Annotated in this window: 23 protein-coding genes; 13 read left to right on the top strand and 10 right to left on the bottom strand. The window is 67.8% G+C overall.

Annotated elements, in window-relative coordinates; genetic code table 11:
• The first annotated feature begins 53 nt into the window (after positions 1-53).
• The 3 genes from GGR89_RS08385 (at position 54) to GGR89_RS08375 (ending at position 2,960) form a co-directional block, all read left to right on the top strand.
• A complete protein-coding gene (locus GGR89_RS08385; RefSeq protein ID WP_084583452.1) occupies positions 54-374 on the top strand; it encodes an FtsB family cell division protein in 321 nt (106 codons plus the stop codon).
• Between the two features lie 146 nt (positions 375-520).
• Positions 521-1,570, top strand: a complete 1,050-nt coding sequence (pdhA, locus tag GGR89_RS08380) for a pyruvate dehydrogenase (acetyl-transferring) E1 component subunit alpha (protein WP_019367919.1) — start codon at positions 521-523, stop codon at positions 1,568-1,570.
• 1 nt (position 1,571) lies between these two features.
• The gene (locus GGR89_RS08375) at positions 1,572-2,960 is read left to right on the top strand and encodes a pyruvate dehydrogenase complex E1 component subunit beta (protein WP_125977096.1); all 1,389 of its coding nucleotides are present in this window, start codon (positions 1,572-1,574) and stop codon (positions 2,958-2,960) included.
• A gap of 60 nt (positions 2,961-3,020) precedes the next feature.
• Here the strand turns inward: GGR89_RS08375 and GGR89_RS08370 are convergent, their stop codons facing one another.
• From GGR89_RS08370 to GGR89_RS08360, 3 genes are read right to left on the bottom strand one after another with little or no spacing between them, the layout of a single operon-like run.
• Positions 3,021-3,761 (bottom strand): pilus assembly protein, encoded by a 741-nt coding sequence (locus GGR89_RS08370; protein WP_241218036.1) that lies wholly within the window; start codon positions 3,759-3,761, stop codon positions 3,021-3,023.
• The gene (locus GGR89_RS08365) at positions 3,752-4,327 is read right to left on the bottom strand and encodes a TadE/TadG family type IV pilus assembly protein (protein ID WP_125977095.1); all 576 of its coding nucleotides are present in this window, start codon (positions 4,325-4,327) and stop codon (positions 3,752-3,754) included. Before GGR89_RS08365 ends, GGR89_RS08370 begins: the two co-directional genes overlap by 10 nt.
• The gene (locus GGR89_RS08360; protein ID WP_125977094.1) at positions 4,324-6,261 is read right to left on the bottom strand and encodes a TadE/TadG family type IV pilus assembly protein; all 1,938 of its coding nucleotides are present in this window, start codon (positions 6,259-6,261) and stop codon (positions 4,324-4,326) included. The genes GGR89_RS08365 and GGR89_RS08360 overlap by 4 nt, the downstream gene beginning before the upstream one ends.
• Positions 6,262-6,336: 75 nt before the next feature.
• On the opposite strand from GGR89_RS08360, the gene GGR89_RS08355 reads away from it, so the two are divergent.
• Positions 6,337-7,017, top strand: a complete 681-nt coding sequence (locus GGR89_RS08355) for a squalene/phytoene synthase family protein (protein WP_241218035.1) — start codon at positions 6,337-6,339, stop codon at positions 7,015-7,017.
• 57 nt (positions 7,018-7,074) lie between these two features.
• Positions 7,075-7,566 (top strand): EF-hand domain-containing protein, encoded by a 492-nt coding sequence (locus tag GGR89_RS08350; RefSeq protein WP_125977093.1) that lies wholly within the window; start codon positions 7,075-7,077, stop codon positions 7,564-7,566.
• Positions 7,567-7,570: 4 nt separating this feature from the next.
• Here GGR89_RS08350 and GGR89_RS08345 read toward each other — a convergent pair whose 3' ends face one another.
• Together GGR89_RS08345 and purF are read right to left on the bottom strand one after the other, a co-directional pair.
• On the bottom strand, positions 7,571-8,281 hold the full coding sequence (locus GGR89_RS08345; RefSeq protein WP_125977092.1) for an SDR family NAD(P)-dependent oxidoreductase: 711 nt from the start codon (positions 8,279-8,281) through the stop codon (positions 7,571-7,573).
• A gap of 4 nt (positions 8,282-8,285) precedes the next feature.
• The gene (purF, locus tag GGR89_RS08340) at positions 8,286-9,749 is read right to left on the bottom strand and encodes an amidophosphoribosyltransferase (protein ID WP_125977091.1); all 1,464 of its coding nucleotides are present in this window, start codon (positions 9,747-9,749) and stop codon (positions 8,286-8,288) included.
• Between the two features lie 132 nt (positions 9,750-9,881).
• Between purF and GGR89_RS08335 the strand changes: the two genes are divergently transcribed.
• On the top strand, positions 9,882-10,130 hold the full coding sequence (locus GGR89_RS08335) for a DUF7218 family protein (RefSeq protein ID WP_125977090.1): 249 nt from the start codon (positions 9,882-9,884) through the stop codon (positions 10,128-10,130).
• Positions 10,131-10,133: 3 nt separating this feature from the next.
• Here GGR89_RS08335 and GGR89_RS08330 read toward each other — a convergent pair whose 3' ends face one another.
• Positions 10,134-11,234, bottom strand: a complete 1,101-nt coding sequence (locus GGR89_RS08330) for a lysozyme inhibitor LprI family protein (RefSeq protein ID WP_125977089.1) — start codon at positions 11,232-11,234, stop codon at positions 10,134-10,136.
• Between the two features lie 99 nt (positions 11,235-11,333).
• Between GGR89_RS08330 and hisI the strand changes: the two genes are divergently transcribed.
• From hisI to GGR89_RS08305, 5 genes are all read left to right on the top strand, one after another.
• Entirely contained in the window at positions 11,334-11,696 is a 363-nt protein-coding gene (gene hisI, locus GGR89_RS08325) for a phosphoribosyl-AMP cyclohydrolase (protein ID WP_125977088.1), read from the top strand.
• Positions 11,693-12,190, top strand: a complete 498-nt coding sequence (locus GGR89_RS08320) for a hypothetical protein (protein WP_125977087.1) — start codon at positions 11,693-11,695, stop codon at positions 12,188-12,190. Before hisI ends, GGR89_RS08320 begins: the two co-directional genes overlap by 4 nt.
• Before the next feature lie 70 nt (positions 12,191-12,260).
• The gene (locus tag GGR89_RS08315; protein ID WP_125977086.1) at positions 12,261-12,629 is read left to right on the top strand and encodes a hypothetical protein; all 369 of its coding nucleotides are present in this window, start codon (positions 12,261-12,263) and stop codon (positions 12,627-12,629) included.
• 45 nt (positions 12,630-12,674) lie between these two features.
• Complete coding sequence (locus tag GGR89_RS08310; RefSeq protein ID WP_125977085.1) at positions 12,675-13,103, top strand: MerR family transcriptional regulator; 429 nt, start codon at positions 12,675-12,677, stop codon at positions 13,101-13,103.
• Between the two features lie 26 nt (positions 13,104-13,129).
• Complete coding sequence (locus GGR89_RS08305) at positions 13,130-14,932, top strand: acyl-CoA dehydrogenase C-terminal domain-containing protein (protein ID WP_125977084.1); 1,803 nt, start codon at positions 13,130-13,132, stop codon at positions 14,930-14,932.
• Here the strand turns inward: GGR89_RS08305 and GGR89_RS08300 are convergent.
• Positions 14,929-16,305 (bottom strand): cell wall hydrolase, encoded by a 1,377-nt coding sequence (locus GGR89_RS08300; protein ID WP_125977083.1) that lies wholly within the window; start codon positions 16,303-16,305, stop codon positions 14,929-14,931. The two genes, GGR89_RS08305 and GGR89_RS08300, sit on opposite strands and share 4 nt — an antisense overlap.
• A gap of 168 nt (positions 16,306-16,473) precedes the next feature.
• Between GGR89_RS08300 and GGR89_RS08295 the strand changes: the two genes are divergently transcribed.
• Together GGR89_RS08295 and GGR89_RS08290 are read left to right on the top strand one after the other, a co-directional pair.
• On the top strand, positions 16,474-18,291 hold the full coding sequence (locus tag GGR89_RS08295) for a cation:proton antiporter (RefSeq protein WP_125977082.1): 1,818 nt from the start codon (positions 16,474-16,476) through the stop codon (positions 18,289-18,291).
• On the top strand, positions 18,288-18,920 hold the full coding sequence (locus GGR89_RS08290; RefSeq protein WP_125977081.1) for an OmpA family protein: 633 nt from the start codon (positions 18,288-18,290) through the stop codon (positions 18,918-18,920). Before GGR89_RS08295 ends, GGR89_RS08290 begins: the two co-directional genes overlap by 4 nt.
• 137 nt (positions 18,921-19,057) lie before the next feature.
• Here GGR89_RS08290 and cysK read toward each other — a convergent pair whose 3' ends face one another.
• From cysK to GGR89_RS08275, 3 genes are all read right to left on the bottom strand, one after another.
• A complete protein-coding gene (cysK, locus tag GGR89_RS08285; RefSeq protein WP_125977080.1) occupies positions 19,058-19,978 on the bottom strand; it encodes a cysteine synthase A in 921 nt (306 codons plus the stop codon).
• A complete protein-coding gene (locus GGR89_RS08280) occupies positions 19,975-21,297 on the bottom strand; it encodes an MFS transporter (protein WP_125977079.1) in 1,323 nt (440 codons plus the stop codon). Before GGR89_RS08280 ends, cysK begins: the two co-directional genes overlap by 4 nt.
• Positions 21,298-21,361: 64 nt before the next feature.
• Entirely contained in the window at positions 21,362-22,756 is a 1,395-nt protein-coding gene (locus tag GGR89_RS08275) for an MFS transporter (protein WP_125977078.1), read from the bottom strand.
• Positions 22,757-22,790 lie beyond the last annotated feature (34 nt).

Genomic DNA, 22,790 nt, shown 5'->3' with positions numbered 1-22,790 from the left:
AGGTAGGAACCGCAATCTTGCTAAGGGCCGATCGATCAGCGAAAAACACGGGTATGAAGCGCGCTTCGCCCATGTCCACGCTGCTGCGCCGCGCGGGGCTCCCCGCCGCGGCGCTGATCGCCATCGGCTTCTTCGCCTATAACGCGGTTCTGGGGCCTAACGGGATCGTCGCCGCCAAGGAAGTGCAGCACGAGCTTGCCGCCAAGCAGCGCGAATATGCGGTGCTCGACAAGAAACGTGCCGAGCTCAAGAATCGAGTCGACCTGCTCGATCCGAAGCACGGCGCCGATCCCGACATGGTCGACGAGCTTGCCCGCAAGCAGCTCAACGTCGTCCGCCCCGACGAAGTGATCATCCCGCTCGACAAGAAGTGATCGCCGTAGCGGCACCTGTTGCCAGGCACGGCTTCGCGTCTTAGTGCGGATGAACGTGGGCCGAACCCGCGCGTTGGTTGCAAGCTTTGCACGAACGCGCGTATAGGCACCCGCCTTTCCCCTCCCCGGATGAGGAATATCTGATCGTGGCCAAAGCACCGGCACGCAACGCACCGACCCCACCCGCCGTACCGAATCGCGAGCGGCCCAGCGAACCGGAACGGTTCAAGGCCTCGAAGGAACAGCTGCTCGAATTCTATCGCCAGATGCTGCTGATCCGCCGCTTCGAAGAGAAGGCGGGCCAGCTCTATGGCCTCGGCTTCATCGGCGGCTTCTGCCACCTCTACATCGGCCAGGAGGCCGTTGCGGTGGGCCTGCAGTCGGCGCTGGACGGCGAGAAGGATTCGGTGATCACCGGCTATCGCGACCATGGCCACATGCTCGCCTACGGCATCGACCCCAAGGTGATCATGGCCGAGCTGACCGGCCGCGGCGCGGGTATCTCGCGCGGCAAGGGCGGCTCGATGCACATGTTCTCGACCGAGAAGAAGTTCTACGGCGGCCACGGCATCGTCGGCGCGCAGGTCTCGCTCGGCACGGGCCTCGCCTTCGCGCACAAGTATAACGAGGATGGCGGCGTCGCCATGGCCTATTTCGGCGACGGCGCCGCGAACCAGGGCCAGGTGTACGAATCGTTCAACATGGCTGAGCTGTGGAAGCTCCCGATCATCTACGTGATCGAGAACAACCAGTACGCCATGGGCACCAGCGTCAACCGCTCCTCGGCCGAAGACCAGCTGTACAAGCGCGGCGAGAGCTTCCGCATCCCCGGCATCCAGGTGGACGGCATGGACGTGCTCGCCTGCCGCGGTGCGGCCGAGGAAGCGCTCGCCTGGGTGCGCGCCGGCAAGGGCCCGATCATCCTCGAGATGAAGACCTATCGCTATCGCGGCCACTCGATGTCCGATCCGGCCAAGTATCGCAGCCGCGAGGAAGTCCAGTCGGTCCGTGACAAGTCGGACCCGATCGAGGCGGTGAAGCGCGAGCTCGAGACGATGGGCGTCACCGAAGAGCAGCTGAAGCCGCTCGAGGCCGAGATCCGCAAGATCGTGAACGAATCGGCGGACTTCGCCGAACAGACGCCGGAGCCCGATCCGGCCGAACTCTATACCGACGTGCTGGTGGAGACCTACTGAGATGGCGATCGAACTCAAGATGCCGGCACTCTCGCCGACCATGGAAGAGGGCACGCTCGCCAAGTGGCTCGTCAAGGAAGGCGATGTCGTGAAGTCCGGCGACATCCTCGCCGAGATCGAGACCGACAAGGCGACGATGGAATTCGAAGCCGTCGACGAAGGCATGATCGCCAAGATCCTGGTCGCCGAGGGCACGGATAACGTGAAGGTCGGCACCGTGATCGCGATGATCGCGGGCGAGGGCGAGGATGCCTCTTCGGCGGCCGCAGCCCCGACCCCGGCCAGCCAGCAGACCGAGCCGACCCCGGAACCGGCTGCCGACAAGGCACCCGAAACCGGCACCGCGCAGCTGACCGCTGCCGTCGAGAAGACCCGTCCGGCCGATCCCGCCGTGCCCGCCGGCACCGAGATGGTGAAGACCACCGTCCGCGAAGCACTGCGCGACGCGATGGCGGAGGAAATGCGCGCCGATCCGCGCATCTTCGTGATGGGCGAGGAAGTCGCCGAGTATCAGGGCGCCTACAAGGTGACCCAGGGCCTGCTCGACGAATTCGGCCCCAAGCGCGTCATCGACACGCCGATCACCGAGTACGGCTTCGCCGGCGTCGGCACCGGTGCGGCGATGGGCGGCCTGAAGCCGATCATCGAGTTCATGACGTTCAACTTCGCCATGCAGGCGATCGACCACATCATCAACTCGGCGGCGAAGACCAACTACATGTCCGGCGGCCAGATGCGCTGCCCGATCGTGTTCCGCGGTCCGAACGGCTCGGCGAGCCGCGTCGGCGCGCAGCACAGCCAGAACTATGCGCCCTGGTATGCCAGCGTTCCCGGCCTGATCGTGATCGCGCCCTATGACTCGGCCGATGCCAAGGGCCTGCTCAAGGCGGCGATCCGCAGCCAGGATCCGGTCGTGTTCCTCGAGAACGAGCTGATGTACGGCCGCAGCTTCGACGTGCCGAAGCTCGACGATTACGTCCTGCCGATCGGCAAGGCGCGGATCGTGCGCGAGGGCAAGGACGTCACGCTGGTCAGCTACTCGATCGGCGTGGGCGTGGCGCTGGAAGCTGCCGAGAAGCTGGCGGCCGAGGGCGTCGACGCCGAGGTGATCGACCTGCGCACGCTGCGTCCGCTCGACAAGCAGACCGTGCTGGAAAGCCTGAAGAAGACCAACCGCATCGTGGTGGTCGAGGAAGGCTGGCCGGTCTGCTCGATCGCGTCGGAAATTGCCGCGTTCGTGATGGAAGAGGGCTTCGACGATCTCGACGCGCCGGTGCTGCGCGTGACCAACGAGGACGTGCCGCTGCCCTACGCGGCGAACCTCGAGAAGCTCGCGATGGTGACTGCCGACAAGGCCGTCGCGGTCGTCAAGAAGGTCACCTATCGCTGATCTTCTGCGCTCGAGCAGAAAACAGGCCCGTCCGACAGTCCGTCGGGCGGGCCTTTTTCGTCAGGCGCCGTAGCGATCGCAGGTCGAGCGGTTCGCGGTCGGCGCGGGGTTGTAGACCTGGCCATAGTCGCGATTGTCGCGGACGACGAACGAGGCGACGTAGCGCATCGTCTTGGTGCTCGTGAACCAGCCTTTGCCGACCAGCGGCGTGTAGAGATAGTTGATCTCGACGAACATCACCCCGGAGTCCGTCGGCGCGCTCACCTGCGCGCCGTTCTCGCCCATGCCGTTGGAGGCGAGCGTGCCCGGGTGCTGGCTGCTGTTGTCGCCCGAGCTGGCGGTGTTGACGCCCGCGTCCGGGTCATAGGTGACGCCGTCGGCCTTCACCGTCTTGCCATAGTGCGAGTCGTAGGCGGGGCCGCTCTTCGCGCCGATGCAGCGCTGCCAGTGGATGCGCTGGGTACCGCCGCTGTTCTCCAGGCTGGACAGCGTGATACGGCCATTGGCGGTGAGATTGAGCGGGGTACCCTGCTGCTTGGCGGCGAGCAGCACGTCGTTGAGGTCGACCTCGCGCAATTGGGTGAAGCCGGTCCCCTTGAACTCGCCGACGCGGCTGGCATTGTCGGCCAGCGCCAGCGCGATCTGGCTGAGGCGCTGGTTGGTGATCGCATAGTTGGTCAGCTCGATTGCCCAGAGCCCGGCGGTCAGCACGATCGGCAGCCCGAGCGCGAATTCGAGCAGCGCGGCGCCCGAGCGGTCGGCGATCAGCCGGCGGAGCAGCAGGCACACGCTCAGGAGCACGAGATCTTCTGCGGCATCGGAATCGACTGGGTGCCGTAGGGCTGGTTCTTGAAGCGGGTCGCTGCGGTGAGCACCACCTGGTTGCCCAGCCCGATCATCCGCGCGACGGGGAAGAGCCGCGTATAGGTCGCCGTCACCTTGTAGATGGTGACATCGCTGGCGCCGCCCTGGCCCGCGCGGCCCGGATCCATGTCCCACTGGCCGTTGCCGTTGATGTCGGTGAAGCACTCGCCGAAATCATATTTGTTGTTGCCGTTGCCGTCGACGAAGTCCTCGGGCTTGATCACCGAGAAGCTCGAATAGAACAGTCGGCTGGGGGTGACGGTCGCCTTGCCGGCGACCTGGCGGACGGCCGCGATCACCCGGTTGTCGATGGTGGTGGTATTGGCCGCTTCGATGGTGGAATCGCGCGCCGCCTTCTGCACCGCGCCTTCCAGCACCGCCTGGACATAGGCCTGATAGCACAGGTCCATCAGCCCCATCAGCAGCCCGAGCAGCACCGGCAGCAGGATGGCGAATTCGACCAGCGTCGCGCCGCGCTCGTCGGAGGCGAGGGGGCGGGTCATTTGCTGACCCGCAGCATCGCGACGCGCTTGGCGATCGTCTGGAAGGCGGCGTTGAGCGCCGTGTTGTCGGCGGCGTAGAAGGCCTGCCCGGGCGTGGCGCATTGGCTGAGCTGGGTGGTCAGCGTCTGCCCGAAGCCGACGACGAAGATCGAGATGTTGCGCGCCTTGGCGGCGGCGCAGGCGGCGAGGAAGCGGGCATAATGGTTGTTGAGCTGGGTGCTGCTCGAGCAACTCGATTGATAGCCGACATTGGTGACGCGCTGGTCGTAATTCTCGATGCCATACATGCCGTACAGGCACATGTTGGGCGCCATGTCGCCGTCGGTCATGAACACGATGTAGCGCTTGGGCGGATTGCGACCGGGCCAGGCGCTGGTGTCGGCGGCGAACAGGCCCGTCGGCGAGAGCAGCCGCGTGCCCCAGATCATGCCGGTATCGTGATAGGTGCCGCCCTGCGGCACGAAATCGGGCGCATTGACGTAGTTGCTGACGTCGGTCCGCGTCATCACCTTCAGCCGCTGCACCGGCTTTCCACAGGACACCCAGCCATACGCAATGTTCTGATAGGCATTCAGGGGGGTATAATAGTCGAGCGTCCCGGTGCTGGTGCCATCCCCATAGGGATTGGTGCTGTTGCCCGAATAGGTGAGGCTGGAATAGCCGCCGCGATAATAGACGACATCCGGCCACATCGGCCGCCATCGTGTTGCATCGCTGGAAGGAACGAGGTCCGGGTCCAGGTCTGCCGGCAGGTTGGAATAGTCGAAACTGCTCGACGCGGTGGTGCTCCGCTCTTCGAGACACCCCTGCCAACGCGAGGTCGCGCCACTGATCTTAGAGGGATCGGTTATCGTGGTGCCGAGCTTGTACTGGCTAGTGTCGTAGGTGACCTTCTGGTAGCGCCAGTTCGGCTTTACAGGCTGGGCGGTTACCGTGCAGGTACCATAACTGATGTTGCCGTTGGTGTTCGCGCTCCAGCTCACGCTGGTCACCGTGGCGCTGCCTGCCGCGGTGTAACCTGACGCAGGATTGCGGTTGGCGTAGGCGTTGCACTGGCTTTGCGTCTTGTTCGAATAGGTGCTGGTGGTGGCAGTACCGTTGTTCGCATCACCGGCGAGCGTCCTGCTGTTATAGGTCCAGCTGTCTACGAGATAGCTTGGCGACAGCGCCGTGACCGCATAGCCGGCGTTAACCGTCGACGTATAGGTGACGAAGCCGTAGCGCAGATGCGTTGCCGGATCGACCGCGGCGGCTAGGGTGTCGTAGAAGTTCAGCACGGCCTGGCGCAAACCCGAGATCTTCGATCCGGGCTTTTCCGTCACGGCGTAGCCGGTCGTGCCGTCCGGCGCCGGGCGCACATAGCTGTACACCGGCTGGCTGCATCCGGCGGTGCCGTCGGCGGTCGTGCACGCCATCGAGCCCGTCGTATCCAGCACGAACATGATGTCGGTATCCGCGACATCGTAGCGCGCCTCGCAGGTAACCGTCAGTGCCTGGTCCCGGAAGCCCATCATGCCGGTGAGCGTCATCGGTACGGTCGCGGTGGCGGTGCCGGCGACCTGGTTCTCGCTGGTCTTGGACGGGGTGAACGTCACCGCCTTGGTGCCGAACAGCCCGATCTTGAAGTTGTTGGAGAAGAAGGCGTTGGCCTGCGTGGTCGCTGCGCTGTCCAGCGTCGTCGAACTGCTCGACACCATGAACCGCCGCCCGGCCAGCGCACCGGCATCGCACGCCTGCTGGAGCCGGTTCTTGACCATGTAGAGCCGCGCGGTGTCGACCGCCGAGCCGGCGATGAACAGCAAGGGGATCAGCGCGATCGCCATCATCGCCAGCGTGTTGCCGGCGACATTACGGCGCAGGCGCGCGAGCAGCCCGACCCTGGGGATCGTCCCGGAGAGGCACCGCTGAAACCGCTCGAGAACCGTTCTGCGCATGGCGATCGATCGAAACCCCTGGGCGCGGGAGCCTTCGCTCTTCCGTCGCCGATCCTCCCGCCATAGAGGGAAGGGGTGAACGCTTCGCTAAACATGCCCCCCGAAGACCCTGAACGGGTGCTGATCCTGTCCTATGCGCCCGTCACCGGGCGCCCCGCGCTCGCCGCGTTGCTGGCGCTGGACGAGGCGCTGGCGCAGCTGCTGCGCACCACCAGCCAGCCCGCGGTCGGCCAGCTGCGGCTCGCCTGGTGGCGCGAGGCGCTGGCCAAGCTCGACACCGCGCCGCCGCCCGCCGAGCCGGTGCTGCGCGGGCTCGCCGCCGAGCTGCTTCCCCGCGGCGTCACCGGCGCGTCGCTGGTGCCGATCGTCCATGGCTGGGAAGTGCTGGTCGAGGAAGAGGCGCTCGATGGCCTGGCGCTCGCCCGCTACGGGGCGGGGCGGGGGAGCCTGTTCGTCGCGGCCGGCACCGCGCTCGGCGCCGCGGGCGATCCGCTGGCGCAGGGAGGCGAGGGCTGGGCGCTGGCCGATCTCGCCCGCCATCTCGGCGACGGCGTGGAGGCCGATGCCGCTCGCAGCCTCGCCGCGCCGAAGCTCGCCGAAGCGCTGGGCCAGCGCTGGAGCCGCAATGCCCGCGCGCTCGGCGCCATGGCGCACCGCGCGCGGATGGACCTCGATCTGCCCGTCGATGCCCCGCTGCCGATCGGCGCGCCCAAGCGAGTCGCGCGGCTGCTCTGGCATCGGCTCAGCGGCCGCTAGGTCTTGGCTGCATCCCCTTGAAGGTGTAGGCTGCACCTTCCTCGGGGGAGGCTTGGCATGTGGCGATATGCGGTGGGCGCCGGTGCGGCGCTGTTGCTGGCGTTCGGAGGGTTTCTGCTGTTCCAGCACGCGCCGGGGCGGGGGCCGCTCGCAGCGGTGCTGCAGCCAGCGCCGGCCGCTGCGGGCACGACCACCCCGCTCCCTGATGTCGCGCCCGAGGCCGATGCCAAGACCCGCGAGCAGAAGCGCTTCGATCGCTATGACAAGGACCGCAACGATGCGGTCACCCGCGACGAGTATTTCGCGAACCGGCACAAGGCGTTCGCCAGGCTCGACGTCAATGGCGACGGCAGGCTGAGCTTCGAGGAATGGTCGGTCAAGGCGATCGCCAAGTTCACCGGTGCGGACGCCGACAAGTCGGGCGCGCTCACCCGCGTCGAGTTCGCGACCACCGCCCCGACGCGAAAGCCGGCAAGCGCCCGCTGCGCCTGTGGCAAGCCCGCGCCGGCACCAAGCCCCGCCGCCAAGAACGGCGAGGAGGAGAACTAGCGGCTCAGCCGACCCGCTCGAAATGGCCGCGCTCGAACCCGCCGGCCATCAGCGCGACGATTCGCTCGGCGACGACTTCGGGCACCTTCACCGTCGCCGGGTCCTCGCCCGGGAAGGCGCGCGCGCGCATCTTGGTGCGGGTGGCGCCGGGATCGACGATGCCGACCCGGACCTGGCTGACATTCTCCAGCTCGTGCCCATAGCTGAGCAGCAGATTCTCGAACGCCGCCTTGGAGGCGCCATAGACGCCCCAATAGGCGCGCGGGGTGCGCGCGACGCTGGAGGTGACGCCCAGCACCCGCGCACCCGGCGCCTTGCGCAGCATCGGGTCGAACGCCGCCAGCATCGCGCCCTGCGCGCTGACGTTGAGCGCCAGCACCTTGGTGAATTCGGCAAAGTCGATCGCGTTCACCGCGCTCAGCGTGCCAAGCATGCCGGCGTTGAGCACCAGCATGTCGAGCGTCGGCCAGCGCTCGCCGATCGCACCGGCCAGCCGGCCGATCGCGGCATGCTCGGCAAGGTCGAGCGGCGCGATCGTCGCGCTGCCGCCGGCCTGGAAGATTGCGTCCTCCACTTCCTCCAGCCCGCCCGCGGTACGGGCGGTGAGGATGACATGCGCGCCCGCTTTGCCCAGCGCGATCGCGGTCGCTGCGCCGATGCCGCGGCTGGCGCCGGTGACGAGGGCGGTCTGTCCCGCCAGCGGACCGTCGCGCACCGGCTCAGCCGACCTTCTCGGCGAGCAGCGCCAGCTGGTCCGGTGGCGGGGCCAGCTCGTCCTGGTCGGTCAGCGTCGTCGGATAGTCGCCGGTGAAGCAGGCGTCGCAATATTTGGGATGGATGTCGGCGCGGCGGGCCTCGCCCAGCGCCTTGTACAGGCCGTCGATCGAGACGAAGGCGAGGCTGTCGGCATGGATGAAGTCGGTCATCCCGCCCACGTCCATCTTGGCGGCGAGCAGCTTGGCGCGCTCGGGCGTGTCGACGCCGTAGAAGCAGCTATGGCGGGTCGGCGGCGAGGCGATGCGCATGTGCACTTCTTTCGCGCCGGCATCGTGCATCATCTGGACGATCTTGAGGCTGGTGGTGCCGCGCACGATCGAATCGTCGATCAGCACGATGCGCTTGCCCGCGATCAGCTCGCGATTGGCGTTGTGCTTCAGCTTGACGCCGAGGTGGCGGACCTTGTCGCCCGGCTGGATGAAGGTGCGGCCGACATAGTGCGAGCGGATGATGCCCAGCTCGAACGGAATGCCCGACTGCTGGGCATAGCCGATCGCCGCCGGCACGCCCGAATCGGGCACCGGCACGACGAGATCGGCCTCGACCGGCGATTCGATCGCCAGCTGCGCGCCGATCGCCTTGCGCACCGAATAGACCGAGCGATTGTCGCTGATCGAATCGGGGCGCGAGAAATAGACATATTCGAAGATGCACGGCCGCGGCGCCTGGGGCGCGAAGGGCTTGTGGCTGGTCATCTCGCCATTGGCCTTGACGATTACCAGTTCGCCCGGCTCGACGTCGCGGACATATTGCGCGTCGCACACGTCGAGCGCGACGGTCTCGGAGGCGAAGACCACCGAATCGCCCTGGCGGCCCATCACCAGCGGGCGGATGCCGAGCGGATCGCGGCAGGCGATCATGCCCTCGGGCGTCATGACGATCAACGAATAGGCGCCCTCGACCTGCTTGAGCGCATCGATGAACCGGTCGATCAGCGTGCGGTACTGCGAGGTGGCGACGAGGTGGATGATCACCTCGGTATCCGAGGTCGACTGGAAGATCGCGCCGCGCCGGACGAGATCGCGCCGCAGCCGCATCGCGTTCGAGATGTTGCCGTTGTGCGCCACCGCGAAGCCGCCGCTGGCCAGCTCGGCATAAAGCGGCTGGACGTTGCGGATCGCCGAGCCGCCGGTCGTCGCGTAGCGGACATGGCCGCAGGCGGTGGTGCCGGGGAGCGACCGGATCACGTCGTCGCGATCGAAATTGCCCGCGACATGGCCCATCGCGCGGTGCGTATGGAACTGATGGCCGTCCCAGCTGGTTATCCCGGCCGCCTCCTGGCCGCGGTGCTGGAGCGCATGCAGCCCCAGCGCGACCATCGCGGCCGCGCCTTCGCTGTTGGAAACGCCGAATACGCCGCACTCTTCGCGCAGCTTGTCGTCATCGAACGGGTGTGTGGTAAGCATTGGCCCTCGGGGGGGAACGGGGACGATGGGCGGGCATATAAGCGCTTCCTCCCGCTTTGTCTCCGGTCTGTAACAGGGAAAAGGACCGTTTACCCTTTTTGCAGGTTAACCCCCTGAGAAAGGAGAGCGATCATGGCCAAGAACCACGGTTCGCAGATCAAGAACGACGACCTCTACGAGAAGCTGCGCGACGAGGGCGCTTCGAAGGAGAAAGCAGCGCGCATCGCCAATGCGCAGGCGAACGGCAGCCTCGATTCGGGTGGCGGCAAGCTGGAGGACCGCAGCAAGGCCGAATTGTACGACGAAGCCAGGGAGATCGGCATCGAGGGGCGATCGAAGATGGACAAGGACGACCTCGTCAAGGCGATCCGCAAGCACTGAACCTTACTCGCACTGGTGGGCGTCGGTCATCAGCCGGAACAGCGCGCTGCGAGCCATCCTCGCCGCAGCTACAGGGGCACGGTGCAAGTAGGTGGCGTAATAGGCGGAGAGGTCGCGTTCGACGCCGTCCAGATCCGCCTTGGTCACGCCCTTGCGCGCGGGCAGCGGCGTGGCTTTGCCCGGATCGACCAGCCCCAGCCGCGCTGCATCCACGTCGCGGTTGAAGCTGCTGTATGCCATGTAGCGGATGGTGCCCTCGCAGTCGGGCCAGCCGCGGAACAGCTTGGTCTGGAGCGCGCCGAGCGACGGCAGCGGCGGCAGGGTGTCACTGCAGTCGTTGCGCAAGACGAAGTTGTCCATCGTCGATCCGAATATCGGGCCGGTCGCGTCGAGCAGCTTCGGGTGCCGGACGATCGCGGCGCAGGGCAGGGCGCGCGGCGCGCCCGTGATCTTCGGCTCGTCGAGATAGGGGCCGAGCACGTTGAGGAAGGCGGCGAAATGGCGATCCGAGCTGAACAGGTCGTCGATCGTCTTCACCGTCACGCCGTCGGTGCCGGGCTCGCGCAGGACCGAATTGCCGAACGATTGGTCCGGCTTGGTCTGGAGTCCGGTGAGATAGGGCTTGAGCAACGCGGCGATGCGGGTGCGGCGCTGTGCGCGTTCGGGCGCGGACCAGTTGGCGTCGACCGGTGCTTCCGACCAGAGCTGCACTGCCTCGAGGATCGGCGCGAAGGCCGGGTCGCCGCGGCGGAGTACGGCGAGCGCGATGGCGGGCGCCTTGGGAAGTGCCGCGATCGCCAGTTCCTGGTTGCGCATGGCGTAGCGGTCCAGCAGGCAGGGGGCGAGCGGCGGCTTGCAGGCGCGCATCTCCTGCAAGGCAGCGCGCTGGGCGGCAAGCTGGCTGGAGGGGCCGCTGCCGAGCGCACTTTCCTTGGCGATCCCGAACAGCTGCGCCATTTCGCGATCGAGCGCGCCGAGCTTCGGATCGGCGCAGATCGCCTTCTCCGTCGGCGTCGCGGCCGTCGCGCAGGCGAAGCTGGGGCCGGTCTGCGCCGGAACGGGAGCCGCCGCGAGCACGAGCGGGGCCAGGGCATACAGGATCACGATCTTCTCCGTTGGAGCGCAGGACGCCTGCGCCTCTAAACCGCTGCGTGCGGACATGCGAGGGATGACGCTGCGCCCGAACCCCGCTACAGCGCGCGCGTGACCGACATCCGCGAAACGGGCGCCACGCTCGACCCGAAATATGACGCCAACGGCCTGATCACCGCCGTTGCCACCCATGCCACCACCGGCGAGGTGCTGATGCTCGCGCATATGAATGCCGAGGCGCTGGCGGTGACGCTGGCGACCGGCAAGGCCACCTTCTGGTCGCGCAGCCGCGGCCGGCTCTGGACCAAGGGCGAGACGTCGGGGCATTTTCTCCACGTCGTCGAGGCGCGGATCGATTGCGACCAGGACGCGCTGTGGCTGCGCGTCGAGCCGCACGGCCCCGCCTGCCACACGGGGGCACCCAGTTGCTTCTATCGCCGGATCGAGAACGGAGCGCTGGTGCGCGACGCATGAAGCGGGCGGGGCTGGCGTTGCTGCTCGGGCTCGCCGCGTGCGGTGGGCCTGCCCCTGCGCCGTCTTCGGGCACCGCGGTCGATCTGGAGAATGCCGCGATCCAGCGCGGTCTCGTACGCGATCCCAAGGACGTGAGCATCGCCGGCGCCTATGCGCGCGGGCCCGATCGGCTCTGCATCGTGCCGGCCGGCACGGCGCACCGGATCGGCATCGTCATCGATTATGGCGAGGGCAATGGCTGCCGCGCGACCGGATCGATCCGCCGCGACGGGGAGGGGCTGGTGCTGGCCCTCGGACCTGACGGCGGCTGCCGCTTTACCGCGCGCTTTGACGGCGATCACCTCGCGTTACCGGGTGCGTTGCCCAAGGCGTGCGCGCAGTGGTGCACCGGGCGAGCGGCCCTTGCGGGTGCCCAGTTCGCGCGGCTGGGCGAATCGGCGCCCGAGGCGCAGGCGATGCGCGACACCGAAGGCCATGCGCTCTGCGGGGAGTAGACGCGGCGTTTGCATATGATACCCTCCCCAAGGGCTGCCGAGGCCGACCGGCAGCCATGGGAGAGAGCCGATGCGTGTTCTGGTCCTTGCGAGCGCCGCCTGCCTGGTAGCTGCCTTCCCTGCCTCCGCCCAGATCTGGGGCGGCCCGGTACCCTCCAGCGTCGGCGGCAGTTTCGCCGGACGCGGGATCCATGTCCCGGCGCAGGCGCGGTCGGCGCGCAGCGAGATCCGCGCCGGCGCGCGTAGCGGCCAGCTGACCCGTGGCGAAGCGCGTCGGCTCGGGCGCGCGGATGTCGTCAACGGCAACATCGCCGAGCGGCTCGCCCGTGGCGGGCTCACCCAGAGCGAGGTCGCCGAGCTCGAGACCCGCGCCATCCTGCTCCACGAGGACATCGTCCGCGCCCGCTTCGACGGCGATGCCAAGCCGCCCAACAACTAGCGCGCGCCGCTTGACGTTCACGTAAGGGTAAACTACAAAGGCGGCATGACCGCTGCTGCCGCTCCGATCGAGGCCCTGGCGCCGATCGAACCGCGTCCCGACCGCGACGCCTTTTCCATTTCCGACCTGTGCGCCGAGTTCGGGGTGACCCCCCGCGCGCTGCGCTTCTACGAGGACGAGGGGCTGATCGCGCCCGAGCGGCGCGGCACCCAGCGTATCTACACGCACCGCGACCGCGCCCGGCTCGCCTGGATCCTGCGCGGCAAGCGCGTCGGCTTCAGCCTGGGCGAGATCAAGGAGATGATCGATCTCTACGATCTCGGCGACGGCCGGCGGGTCCAGCGCCAGGTGACGCTGGAGCGGTGCATGGACCGCATCCGCCATCTCGAAGCGCAGAAGCGCGACATCGACGCGCATATCGCCGAGCTGGCGCAGTTCGTCGACCTGATCAGAAGCAAAGACAACGAACATTAAGAACAACGAGCACTGAGGAACCTGAAATGCCGCAGTTTACCCCGCCCGTGCGCGACACGCGCTTCGTCCTCGATCGGGTCATCGGGCTCGATCGCTACACCAACCTGCCGCACTTCCAGGCGGCGACCCCCGACGTGGTCGATGCGGTGCTGGAGGAAGGCGGCAAGTTCGTCGCCGAGGTGCTGTTCCCGATCAACCATAGCGGCGACCAGCAGGGCTGCACCCGCCACCCCGACGGGAGCGTGACCACGCCCGAAGGCTTCAAGGAAGCGTACCAGCAGTTCGTCGAGAGCGGCTGGGGCACGCTGAGCGCGCCGGCGGAGTTCGGTGGCCAGGCGATGCCGCATGTCGTCGCGACCGCGTTCGAGGAATATATGATCGCCTCGAACATGGCCTTCGCCATGTATCCCGGCCTCACCCATGGTGCGATCGCCGCGCTGCTGGTCAAGGGATCGGAGGAGCAGAAGGCCAAGTACGTCCCCAAGATGGTCTCGGGCGAATGGGGCGGCACGATGAACCTGACCGAGCCGCAGTGCGGCACCGATCTCGGTCTCATCAAGACCAAGGCCGAGCCCAACCCGGACGGCTCCTACAGCATCACCGGCACCAAGATCTTCATCTCGTCGGGCGAGCACGACCTGACCAGCAACATCATCCACCTGGTGCTGGCCAAGACGCCCGGCGCGCCGGACAGCACCAAAGGCATTTCGCTGTTCGTGGTGCCGAAGTTCCTGGTCAACGACGACGGGTCGCTGGGCGCGCGCAACGCGGTGACCTGCGGCTCGATCGAGCACAAGATGGGCATCCACGCCAACTCGACCTGCGTGATGAACTATGACGGCGCCACCGGCTGGCTGGTCGGCGAGGAGATGAAGGGTCTCGCCGCGATGTTCATCATGATGAACGCGGCGCGTCTGGGCGTGGGCCTGCAGGGCCTCGGCATCGCCGAAGTCGCGATGCAGAACGCGGTCCAGTACGCCGGCGACCGTCGCCAGGGCCGCGCGCTCACCGGTCCGAAGGAGCCGGCGGAAAAGGCCGACACGCTGTTCGTCCACCCCGACGTGCGCCGCATGCTGATGGAGGCCAAGGCGCAGATCGAGGGCCTGCGCGCGCTGTGCCTGTGGGGCGCGCTCCAGGTCGACATGGAGCATGCCGCCGCCACCGAGGAAGAGCGCCAGCTCGCCGGCGACCTGATCGGGCTGCTGACCCCGGTGATCAAGGGCGTCGGCACCGATATCGGCTACAAGGTCGCGACCGATTGCCAGCAGGTCTATGGCGGCCATGGCTATATCGCCGAATGGGGCATGGAGCAGTATGTCCGCGATGCCCGCATCGCGATGATCTACGAAGGCACCAACGGCGTGCAGGCGATGGACCTGGTCGGCCGCAAGCTGGCGCTGAACGGCGGCCGCGCCGTGCAGGCCTTCTTCCGCGTCGTCGGCGAGGAAGTCGCCGCGGCCAAGGGCGACGCGAAGCTCGCGGGCTTTGCCGAGGCGCTGGAGAAGGCGCTGGGCCATCTCCAAGGGGCGACGATGTGGCTGGCGCAGAACGGGTTCAAGAACCCGAACGAAGTCGGCGCGGGCGCCTATCCGTACATGCAGCTGACCGGCCTGGTCGCACTCGGCCTGATGTGGCTGCGCATGGCCAAGGCGGCGAGCGAGGCGCTGGCGCAGGGGGCCGAGGACGTCGCCTTCCTCGAAGCCAAGCTGGTCACCGCGCGCTTCTATGCCGAGCGCTTCCTCCCCGATGCGAGCGGCCTGCGCCGCAAGATCGAGGCGGGCAGCGAGAGCGTGATGGCGCTCGATCCGGAGATGTTCAAGGCAGCCTAATCGCTGCTGGGGACCGACGAGGCCGGCGTAGCGGGAGCCGCTGCGCCGGCCTTGTTCTGTGCGGGCGCGGCCTTGCGGCGGATGCCGTCGAGCGGCGCCGCATCGCCGGACGTCGAGACAGCCGTGGCGGTTGGGCTGGGTGTTGGCTGGGGCTGGGGCTTGAGTGGCAGCGGGCGCCGCATGCATTGCGTGCCGTCCCATTTGCGGAACTGGTCGCAATTCCACAGCGCTTTCACGTAACGCACCTTCTCGTCGCGCAGATAGCTGAAAGACATTGCCGCCGCCTGTTCGCCGCTGGGCGGCAGGCGCGGCGGCTTCTTTGTCGCATCCACCCAGCCCATGAACTTGCAATAGGGCCGGTCGCCGCAGGCGCGGAGCGCGACGGCGGGAAACAGGTCCGGCAGCAAGTCTTCGGGCAGGATCACGAGGAACACGTTGGGATCGCCCGGGGTCGGCGCGGGGATCGCGCTGGCGGGCAGCGACATTGCCGCCTTGCGCGGATCGAACAGTAGGCCGGTTGCACCGGGGTCACCGATCGGGCTGGCGGGATCGATCACGTCCGGGGCGATGAAACCCTGGTGGGCAGGCGAGAGCCGGCCGAGCAGTGCGATCTTGGGCTCGTCGGCAACATAGGCGCGGTTGAAGGCAGGCGGCGTGCCCCACCAGCCGGCCCAGCGGAAGAACAGATGCGTGTGCAGTTCGACGATCTTGTCGAGGCTCGCGCTCCAATAGGGCACCACCCAGTCGGTATGGTAATGGGTGGCATGGCCCACCGGGCGGAACACCGTGCCGTGGAGCGCCATCTTCGCGATCTCGCGGGCGCGGGCCCAGGCGGCGGGCGTCGGCGACCAGCGCAGCATCGCGCCGTCGCAGCTGAAGGTGAACTGGCAGCCGGTGCTGCGCTCCGATCCCTGGAACACCACGCCGCACACCGTCTTGGGGAAGGCGGGGTGGCGGACGCGGTTGAGGATCACCTGCGCCACCGCGCGCTCGCCCAGCGCATCGTCACCCGCTTCATAGACCTCGGCGGCGGCGAGGCAGTCGACCGCGCGCTCTTGGCTGTCGGCCGCGCCGACGAGGTGGAAGGGCCGCGCCGCGGGGTTGGGGCCGGTGGCAAAGGGAATGGATGCGTTGAACGCACGGGCATCCTCGGGGTCGAGATCGGCGATCGCGACCGGCTCGACCGGCGGCAGCTCTTCCTTCGGCACCACGCGATTGGGGAGTGCTACCGGCGGCGCGCGACGGGCGCCGTGCGACACCTTGGGCGCGTTGAGCACCAGCAGCGTCGGCACGACCAGCGCGGCAAGCGCGACGATGCCGAGGACGAGGCGCAGCCACAAGGGAGGAGAAGCAGTGGGAAGGGCAGGCGTCACAGGCGGGGGCGATGTTCCGAAATCAGGGAGGCCGCCTGTATCCGAATGCGCCTGAACTGGGAACAACACAGTTCCGATCGCCAGCGAAACGGAACCGATACGGCGGTGCAACCGTATTGGGTTGGGGCGCGCAACGACTTTGCGCAAGAAAGAAGGTATGTTCTCCCGATGCATCAACCCGCGCTCGTCATCGCGCTGATCGGTGCGCTCGGCATCGGTGCGCAGTGGATTGCCTGGCGCACCGGCTGGCCGGCGATCGCACTGATGCTGGTTGCCGGCGTACTCGCCGGGCCGGTGGCGGGCGCGATCGAGCCGCACGCAGTATTCGGCGAGCTGCTCGAACCGATCGTGTCGATCGCCGTCGCGCTGATCCTGTTCGAGGGCGGGCTGAGCCTCAATTTCCGCGAGCTGCGGCGCACCGACGGCGCGGTGACGCGACTGGTGCTGCTCGGCGTGCCGATCGGCTGGGGGCTGGGGGCGCTGGCGCTTTATTATGCCGCTGGGCTGGTATGGCCTGTGGCCACGCTGTTCGCCGGCATCCTCGTCGTAACCGGGCCTACGGTGGTGCTGCCGCTGCTCCGCCAGAGCAATGTCGCGCAGCGCCCGCGCGCGATCCTGAAATGGGAAGCGATCGTCAACGACCCGATCGGCGCGCTGTGCGGACTGGTGACCTATGAATATCTCCGCCGCGCCGGGGATGGCGGTACGCTGCTCAGCGTGTTGGGGTCGCTGCTCGCGGCGAGCCTGGTCGCGGGGCTGATCGGTTATGTCGTCGCCAAGGCGATCGGCTGGGCGTTCCAGCGCGGGCATGTGCCCGAATATCTCAAGGCGCCGGTGCTGCTCGTCGCCGTCATCGGCGTGTTCGTCGGCTCGAACCTGATCCAGCAGGAAACCGGGCTGATCACCGTCACGGTGATGGGCGTGGCGCTCGCCAACATGCGGCTGGACTCGCTGCGCGACATCCACCCGTTCAAGGAGAACGTCACCGTCCTCCTGATCTCGGGGGTGTTCGTGCTGCTCTCCGCCTCGCTCGATTTCGAGGTGCTGCGGCACTTCGAGTGGCGCTTCCTCGCCTTCCTCGCCGCGCTGCTGTTCCTGGTGCGGCCGATCACGGTGCTGCTGAGCCTCGCCTTCACCAAGGTGCCGTGGAACGAGCGGCTGCTGGTCGCCTGGATCGCACCGCGCGGTATCGTGGCGGTGGCGATCTCCGGGCTGTTCGCGCTGCGGCTGGACAAATTGGGGTACAGCGACGGATCGATCCTGGTGACGCTGTCCTTTGCCGTGGTGGTGGCGACGATCCTCGCGCACGGCTTCTCGATCGGCCCCGTCGCGCGGCTGCTCAAGGTGACCGGCGCCACCGAGCGCGGGCTGCTGATCGTCGGCGGCACGCCGTGGAGCCTGGCGCTCGCCGACCAGCTCCGCCAGCTCGAGGTGCCGGTGACGATCTGCGACACCAGCTGGCAGCGGCTGCGGCCTGCGCGCTCGGCGGGCATCGCCACCTATCATGGCGAGATCCTCGCCGAGGCGACCGAGGACCGGCTGGACATGTCGCAATTCCAGGTGCTCGCCGCGACGAGCGACAACGAGGCGTATAACGCGCTGGTCTGCAACGAATTCGCCCATGAGATGGGGCGCGACAATGTCTACCAGCTCGGCAGCGGCGGCGATGACGAGGATGCGCGGGCGTTGCCGGAGTCGCTGCGCGGCCGCGCGCTGTTCACCAGCGGGCACGGCGTCGACGAGATCGTCGAGCGCGAGCAGGGCGGCTGGACCTTCCGCAAGACCCGGCTGACCGAACAGTTCGACTTCGACGCCGCCAAGGCCGACCTGCCCGACGCGGCGGACATGCTGCTGCTGGTGCGCAAGGGCGGGCTGCTCCGCTTCTTCTCGCACGCCAGCCGGCCGACGCCGCAGCCCGGCGACACGATCATCTCGTACGTGCCCCCCGTGCCGGCGGCGCGACGACTGCAGGAGGAGGTTGCATGAGCAGATGGGCGATGCTGGCGCTCATGGTGGTACTGGCGGGCTGCAATGTGCGGGAGCCCGCGCGCGACAATGCGGCGGCTGAGAACCGGAGCATCCTCGCCGAGGACGACGGGCTCGCGAACAACAGTGCGGCCGAGGCTCCCAAGTCGATCCTGCGGCCGGAAGTGGTGCCGGACGAGCCGGAGAAGCCGGAGCTCAAGCCCGTAGATCTCGTGGTGCCGTTCGGCGCCTCTGGCCTCAAGCTGGACGATGCCGGCAGGAAGCTCCTCGACGAGATGCTCGCCAACGCGACCATGGCAGCCGGTGGAGCGATCACCATCAGCGGCCATACCGACACGCGCGGCAACGATCGCGACAACCTCGTCGCCTCGCGCAAGCGGGCCGAGGCTGTCCGTGACTATCTGCTGACGAAGGGCGTGCCGGCCGGCAGAATGACCGTGATCGCGTTCGGCGAGACCCGCGCGCTGGTACCGAATGCCAAGGCGGACGGCAGCGATGATCCCGAGGCGCGGGCCAAGAACCGGCGGGTCGAAGTCCATGTGGCGCTTCCCGCAGGTACGGAGCCGGCGGCAGCCGTTCCGGACAACGGAGCGGTCGAGGACTCGATCGTCGATTCCAAGTCGCAATAGAAAACAACGCGCTGTCATCCCGGCGAAAGCCGGGATCCATTGCCCTGAGCGTTACGGCTCTTGCTGCAACCGAGTGGCAAATGAATCCCGGCTTTCGCCGGGATGACGGGTGGAGGGGCCGCGCCCTCGACCTCCGATCAGCTCTCGGGCAGGAAGTCCGGCACGCTCAGATAGCGCTCGCCGGTGTCGTAGTTGAAGCCGAGGACGCGGACGCCGTCGGGCAGGTCGGGCAGCTTCTGCAGGATCGCCGCGAGCGTGCCGCCCGAGGAGATGCCGACCAGCATGCCCTCTTCGGCGGCAGAGCGGCGCGCCATGTCCTTGGCGAGGGCGGCATCGACCTTGATCACCCCGTCGATCGCGTCCGTGTGCAGGTTCTTCGGCACGAAGCCCGCGCCGATGCCCTGGATCGGGTGCGGACCCGGCTGGCCGCCCGAGATCACCGGCGACAGTTCCGGCTCCACCGCGAACACCTTCAGGTTCGGCCATTCCTTCTTCAGCGCTTCCGCCACGCCGGTGATATGGCCGCCGGTGCCGACGCCGGTGATGATCACGTCGATCGGCGTGTCGCGGAAGTCGTTCAGGATTTCCTGTGCGGTGGTACGCACATGTACGTCGATGTTCGCAGCGTTTTCGAACTGCTGCGGCATCCAGGCGCCGGGCGTGCTCTCGACGATCTCGAGCGCGCGCTCGATCGCGCCCTTCATGCCCTTCTCGCGCGGAGTAAGATCGAAGCTCGCGCCATAGGCGAGCATCAGCCGGCGCCGCTCGAGCGACATGCTCTCCGGCATCACCAGGATCAGCTTGTATCCCTTCACTGCCGCGACCATCGCCAGGCCGACGCCGGTGTTGCCGCTGGTCGGCTCGACGATCGTGCCGCCGGGCTGGAGGCTGCCGTCCTTCTCGGCCGCCTCGACCATCGCCAGCGCGATGCGGTCCTTGATCGAGCCGCCGGGGTTGGCGCGCTCGGACTTGATCCACACTTCGGCGCCGGGGAACAGCTTGTTGATACGGACGTGCGGCGTGTTGCCGATCGTCTCGAGGATCGTGTTGGCCTTCATGTCGTCATCTCCTTGGGAGGAACTTCGAGGGTGGCCGGAGGATCGAAGGTTCGAGCCCGCTTGAGCTCAGGGAATAGCTTCGACCACAGGACCGTGACAAGGATCGCGCCGACGCCGCCGCCGATCACCGCGGCGACCGGCCCGATCAGCGCGGCGAGGAAGCCGCTTTCGGCTTCGCCCAGCTCGTTCGAGCCGGAAATGAACAGCGTGGAGACTGCGCCGACCCGGCCGCGCATCTCGTCCGGCGTGTAGAGCTGGATCAGCGACTGGCGGACATACACCGAGACCATGTCGGCCGCGCCCAGCACGAACAGCGCCGCCAGCGAGATCAGCACCGCGGGCGAAAGGTCGGTGCCGACCGCCTTGGGACCGAGCACCGGAACCAGCAGCGGTGCGGCGGCGCCGAACACCACCGTCGCCAGGCCGAACAAGGCGACCGCGACCAGCATCTTCACGCCCACATTGGTCTTGAGCGGGCGCCACGAGAAGAACAGGGCCGTCACCACCGCACCCAACGCGGGGGCCGCGCGAAGGTGCCCGAGCCCCTCGGACCCGACCTGCAGGATATCGCGCGCATAGACCGGCAGCATCGCCGTCGCGCCGCCGAGCAGCACCGCGAACAGGTCGAGCGAGATGGCGCCGAGCACCAGCCGGTTGCGGCGGACATAATGGAGGCCGTCGACCATCTGCGACCAGGGGCTGCCGGTGAACTTGCGATTGGCGACCGGCACCGGTCCGATCAGGAACAGCATCAGCAGCGAGACGAGGAACAACCCGCCCGACACGGCATAGGCGAGCCAGGAGGCGGCGGCGTAAAGGTACCCGCCCATCGCCGGGCCGATCACGGTGCCGCTCTGCCAGGCGAGCGAGCTGAGCGCGATCGCGGTCGGCAGCACGGACTTGGGTACCAGGTTCGGGGCGAGCGCTCCCAGCGCCGGGCTTGCGAAAGCGCGGGCGACGCCGAGCAGCGCGGCAATGCTGAACAAGGCGGGCAGGGTGATCGTCTGCTGCCAGGTCAGCCAGGCGAGTGCCAGCGCGCAGAACGCCTCCAGCGCTACCGCCGCGCGCGCGATCCAGCGCCGGTCGATCCGGTCCGCCACCCACCCCGCGAACAGCGACAGGAACAGCAGCGGCAGGAACTGCGCGACGCCGATCATGCCGAGCTGGAAGGCGGCTTCCTTGATGCTCATCGTCCGGCGGGCGATGTCGTAGACCTGCCAGCCGATCACGATCACCATCGCCATCTGCCCCAGAGTGGCGGCGAGGCGGGCGACGAAATAGGCGCGGAAATTGCCGATGGCGAACGGATGCGGTGACATGGTCTCGCTCTTGGCGCGGTGCCCTGCCCTGCGCAATGCTTCCGTGGTTTGAGCGGCTAAAGCTTTACCCCATCTGCGCGGGCTGGGCCTGGTCCGCCTCGACCTTGGCCGGGTTGCGGACCGAGGGGCGCAGGCGGGCGAGGCTGCAGATCCCGGCAATCAGCGCCAGGCCCGCCGCGACCAGCGCAGGCGTCGTGCCGGCGCCAACGCCCATCGCCAGCAGGGCCGCGACCAGCGTCGCGCCGGTGGTCTGGCCGACCATCCGCGTCGTCGAGATCAGCCCGCCCGCCGCCGCCGCGCGCTCGACCGGGGCCGAGCCGATGATCAGCCGCGCATTGGGCGAAAGGAACATGCCGAACCCTGCACCGGTCAGCGACATCCTCCAGGCAATGTCGAAATAGCTCGGGTCGTGCGGCAGGAAGGCGAGGGCGACCAGCCCGGCGATGGCGATGCCCATGCCGATCCCGCCCAGCGCGCCGGCCGGATATTTGTCGGACAGCGTGCCGGCGAGCGGCGCGACGAACATGGTGGTCAGCGGCCAGGGTGCAATCGCCGCGCCGACCTCGGACGGGGCGAAGCCATAGCCGTGCTGGAGCCGGAAGGGGAGCGAGAGCAGCAGCGTCATCGTCGCGATGAAGGCGGTGAATGCGCCCATCGTCGAGAGCGCGAGAACCGGGCGGGCGAGCAGGTCCACCGGCAGGATCGGTTCGGCCTCGCCCTGCTCGCGGCGGACGAAGATCACGCCGATCGCGATGCCAGCCAGTACGACCGCAGCGGAGACGACCGGGCTGTCGCCATGGACGCCACTTTCCGCGCCGCCGATCACCAGCCCGAACATCGTCGCGCAGAGCACGGCGCCGAGCACGTCGAACGGCGCCTTGGAGCGCGGAATGTCGGGCAGCGAGCGACCGAGCAACAGGCTCGCAACCGCGAAGGGGACCGCGGACGCGAACACCCAGGGCCAGGGTCCGATCGCGAGCACGAGGCCGCCCAGCGTCGGCGCGATCGCCGCCGAGACCGAGACGACCACCGAGTTGACGCCCAGCCCGCGCCCGAGCTGCTTGGCGGGGTAGATCTGGCGCACCAGCGCCGAGGAGACGCTGAGCGCCGCCGCCGCACCCGCCGCCTGCGCGGCGCGGACGATCAGCAGGAAGGGCAGGCTCTTGGCGAAGAAGCAGAGGATGGTCGCGACCGTGAAGACGATCTGGCCCCATTGGTACAGCCGCTTGAGGCCCACCCGGTTGCCGAGTCCGGAAAAGGGCAGGAGCAGCATGACCAGCACCAGCTGATACACCGTCACGACGGCCACGGCGGACGAAGAGTCGACGTGCAGGTCCTGCGCGATGGTGGGGAGCGCCACGGTGGCGATGGCGCCGTCGATCACCACCAGCGCCGTGCCGAACGACACGGCGGCGATGGCGGTGAGGCGACGGGGCATGGGAAGGCCGTCGGTTTGCATCGCCAGCTTAGTGCACCAGCGCGCGCTCGGTTCC

This window comes from Sphingomonas trueperi (assembly GCF_011927635.1).
GTDB classification, from domain to species: Bacteria; Pseudomonadota; Alphaproteobacteria; order Sphingomonadales; family Sphingomonadaceae; genus Sphingomonas; species Sphingomonas trueperi.
The sequence above is the reverse complement of the archived record's forward strand: the minus strand, read 5'-3'. Positions and strand labels throughout refer to the sequence as shown.

Bases quoted from the DNA above. Each gene is read 5' to 3' on its own strand.
- GGR89_RS08275 (WP_125977078.1), bottom strand. From the start codon at position 22,756: ATGCAAACCGACGGCCTTCCCATGCCCCGTCGCCTCACCGCCATCGCC.
- GGR89_RS08385 (WP_084583452.1), top strand. From the start codon at position 54: ATGAAGCGCGCTTCGCCCATGTCCACGCTGCTGCGCCGCGCGGGGCTC.
- GGR89_RS08350 (WP_125977093.1), top strand. From the start codon at position 7,075: ATGTGGCGATATGCGGTGGGCGCCGGTGCGGCGCTGTTGCTGGCGTTC.
- GGR89_RS08310 (WP_125977085.1), top strand. From the start codon at position 12,675: ATGACCGCTGCTGCCGCTCCGATCGAGGCCCTGGCGCCGATCGAACCG.
- purF (WP_125977091.1), bottom strand. From the start codon at position 9,749: ATGCTTACCACACACCCGTTCGATGACGACAAGCTGCGCGAAGAGTGC.
- GGR89_RS08320 (WP_125977087.1), top strand. From the start codon at position 11,693: ATGAAGCGGGCGGGGCTGGCGTTGCTGCTCGGGCTCGCCGCGTGCGGT.
- cysK (WP_125977080.1), bottom strand. From the start codon at position 19,978: ATGAAGGCCAACACGATCCTCGAGACGATCGGCAACACGCCGCACGTC.
- GGR89_RS08375 (WP_125977096.1), top strand. From the start codon at position 1,572: ATGGCGATCGAACTCAAGATGCCGGCACTCTCGCCGACCATGGAAGAG.
- GGR89_RS08335 (WP_125977090.1), top strand. From the start codon at position 9,882: ATGGCCAAGAACCACGGTTCGCAGATCAAGAACGACGACCTCTACGAG.
- GGR89_RS08295 (WP_125977082.1), top strand. From the start codon at position 16,474: ATGCATCAACCCGCGCTCGTCATCGCGCTGATCGGTGCGCTCGGCATC.
- GGR89_RS08280 (WP_125977079.1), bottom strand. From the start codon at position 21,297: ATGTCACCGCATCCGTTCGCCATCGGCAATTTCCGCGCCTATTTCGTC.
- GGR89_RS08315 (WP_125977086.1), top strand. From the start codon at position 12,261: ATGCGTGTTCTGGTCCTTGCGAGCGCCGCCTGCCTGGTAGCTGCCTTC.
- GGR89_RS08305 (WP_125977084.1), top strand. From the start codon at position 13,130: ATGCCGCAGTTTACCCCGCCCGTGCGCGACACGCGCTTCGTCCTCGAT.
- GGR89_RS08290 (WP_125977081.1), top strand. From the start codon at position 18,288: ATGAGCAGATGGGCGATGCTGGCGCTCATGGTGGTACTGGCGGGCTGC.
- GGR89_RS08360 (WP_125977094.1), bottom strand. From the start codon at position 6,261: ATGCGCAGAACGGTTCTCGAGCGGTTTCAGCGGTGCCTCTCCGGGACG.
- GGR89_RS08365 (WP_125977095.1), bottom strand. From the start codon at position 4,327: ATGACCCGCCCCCTCGCCTCCGACGAGCGCGGCGCGACGCTGGTCGAA.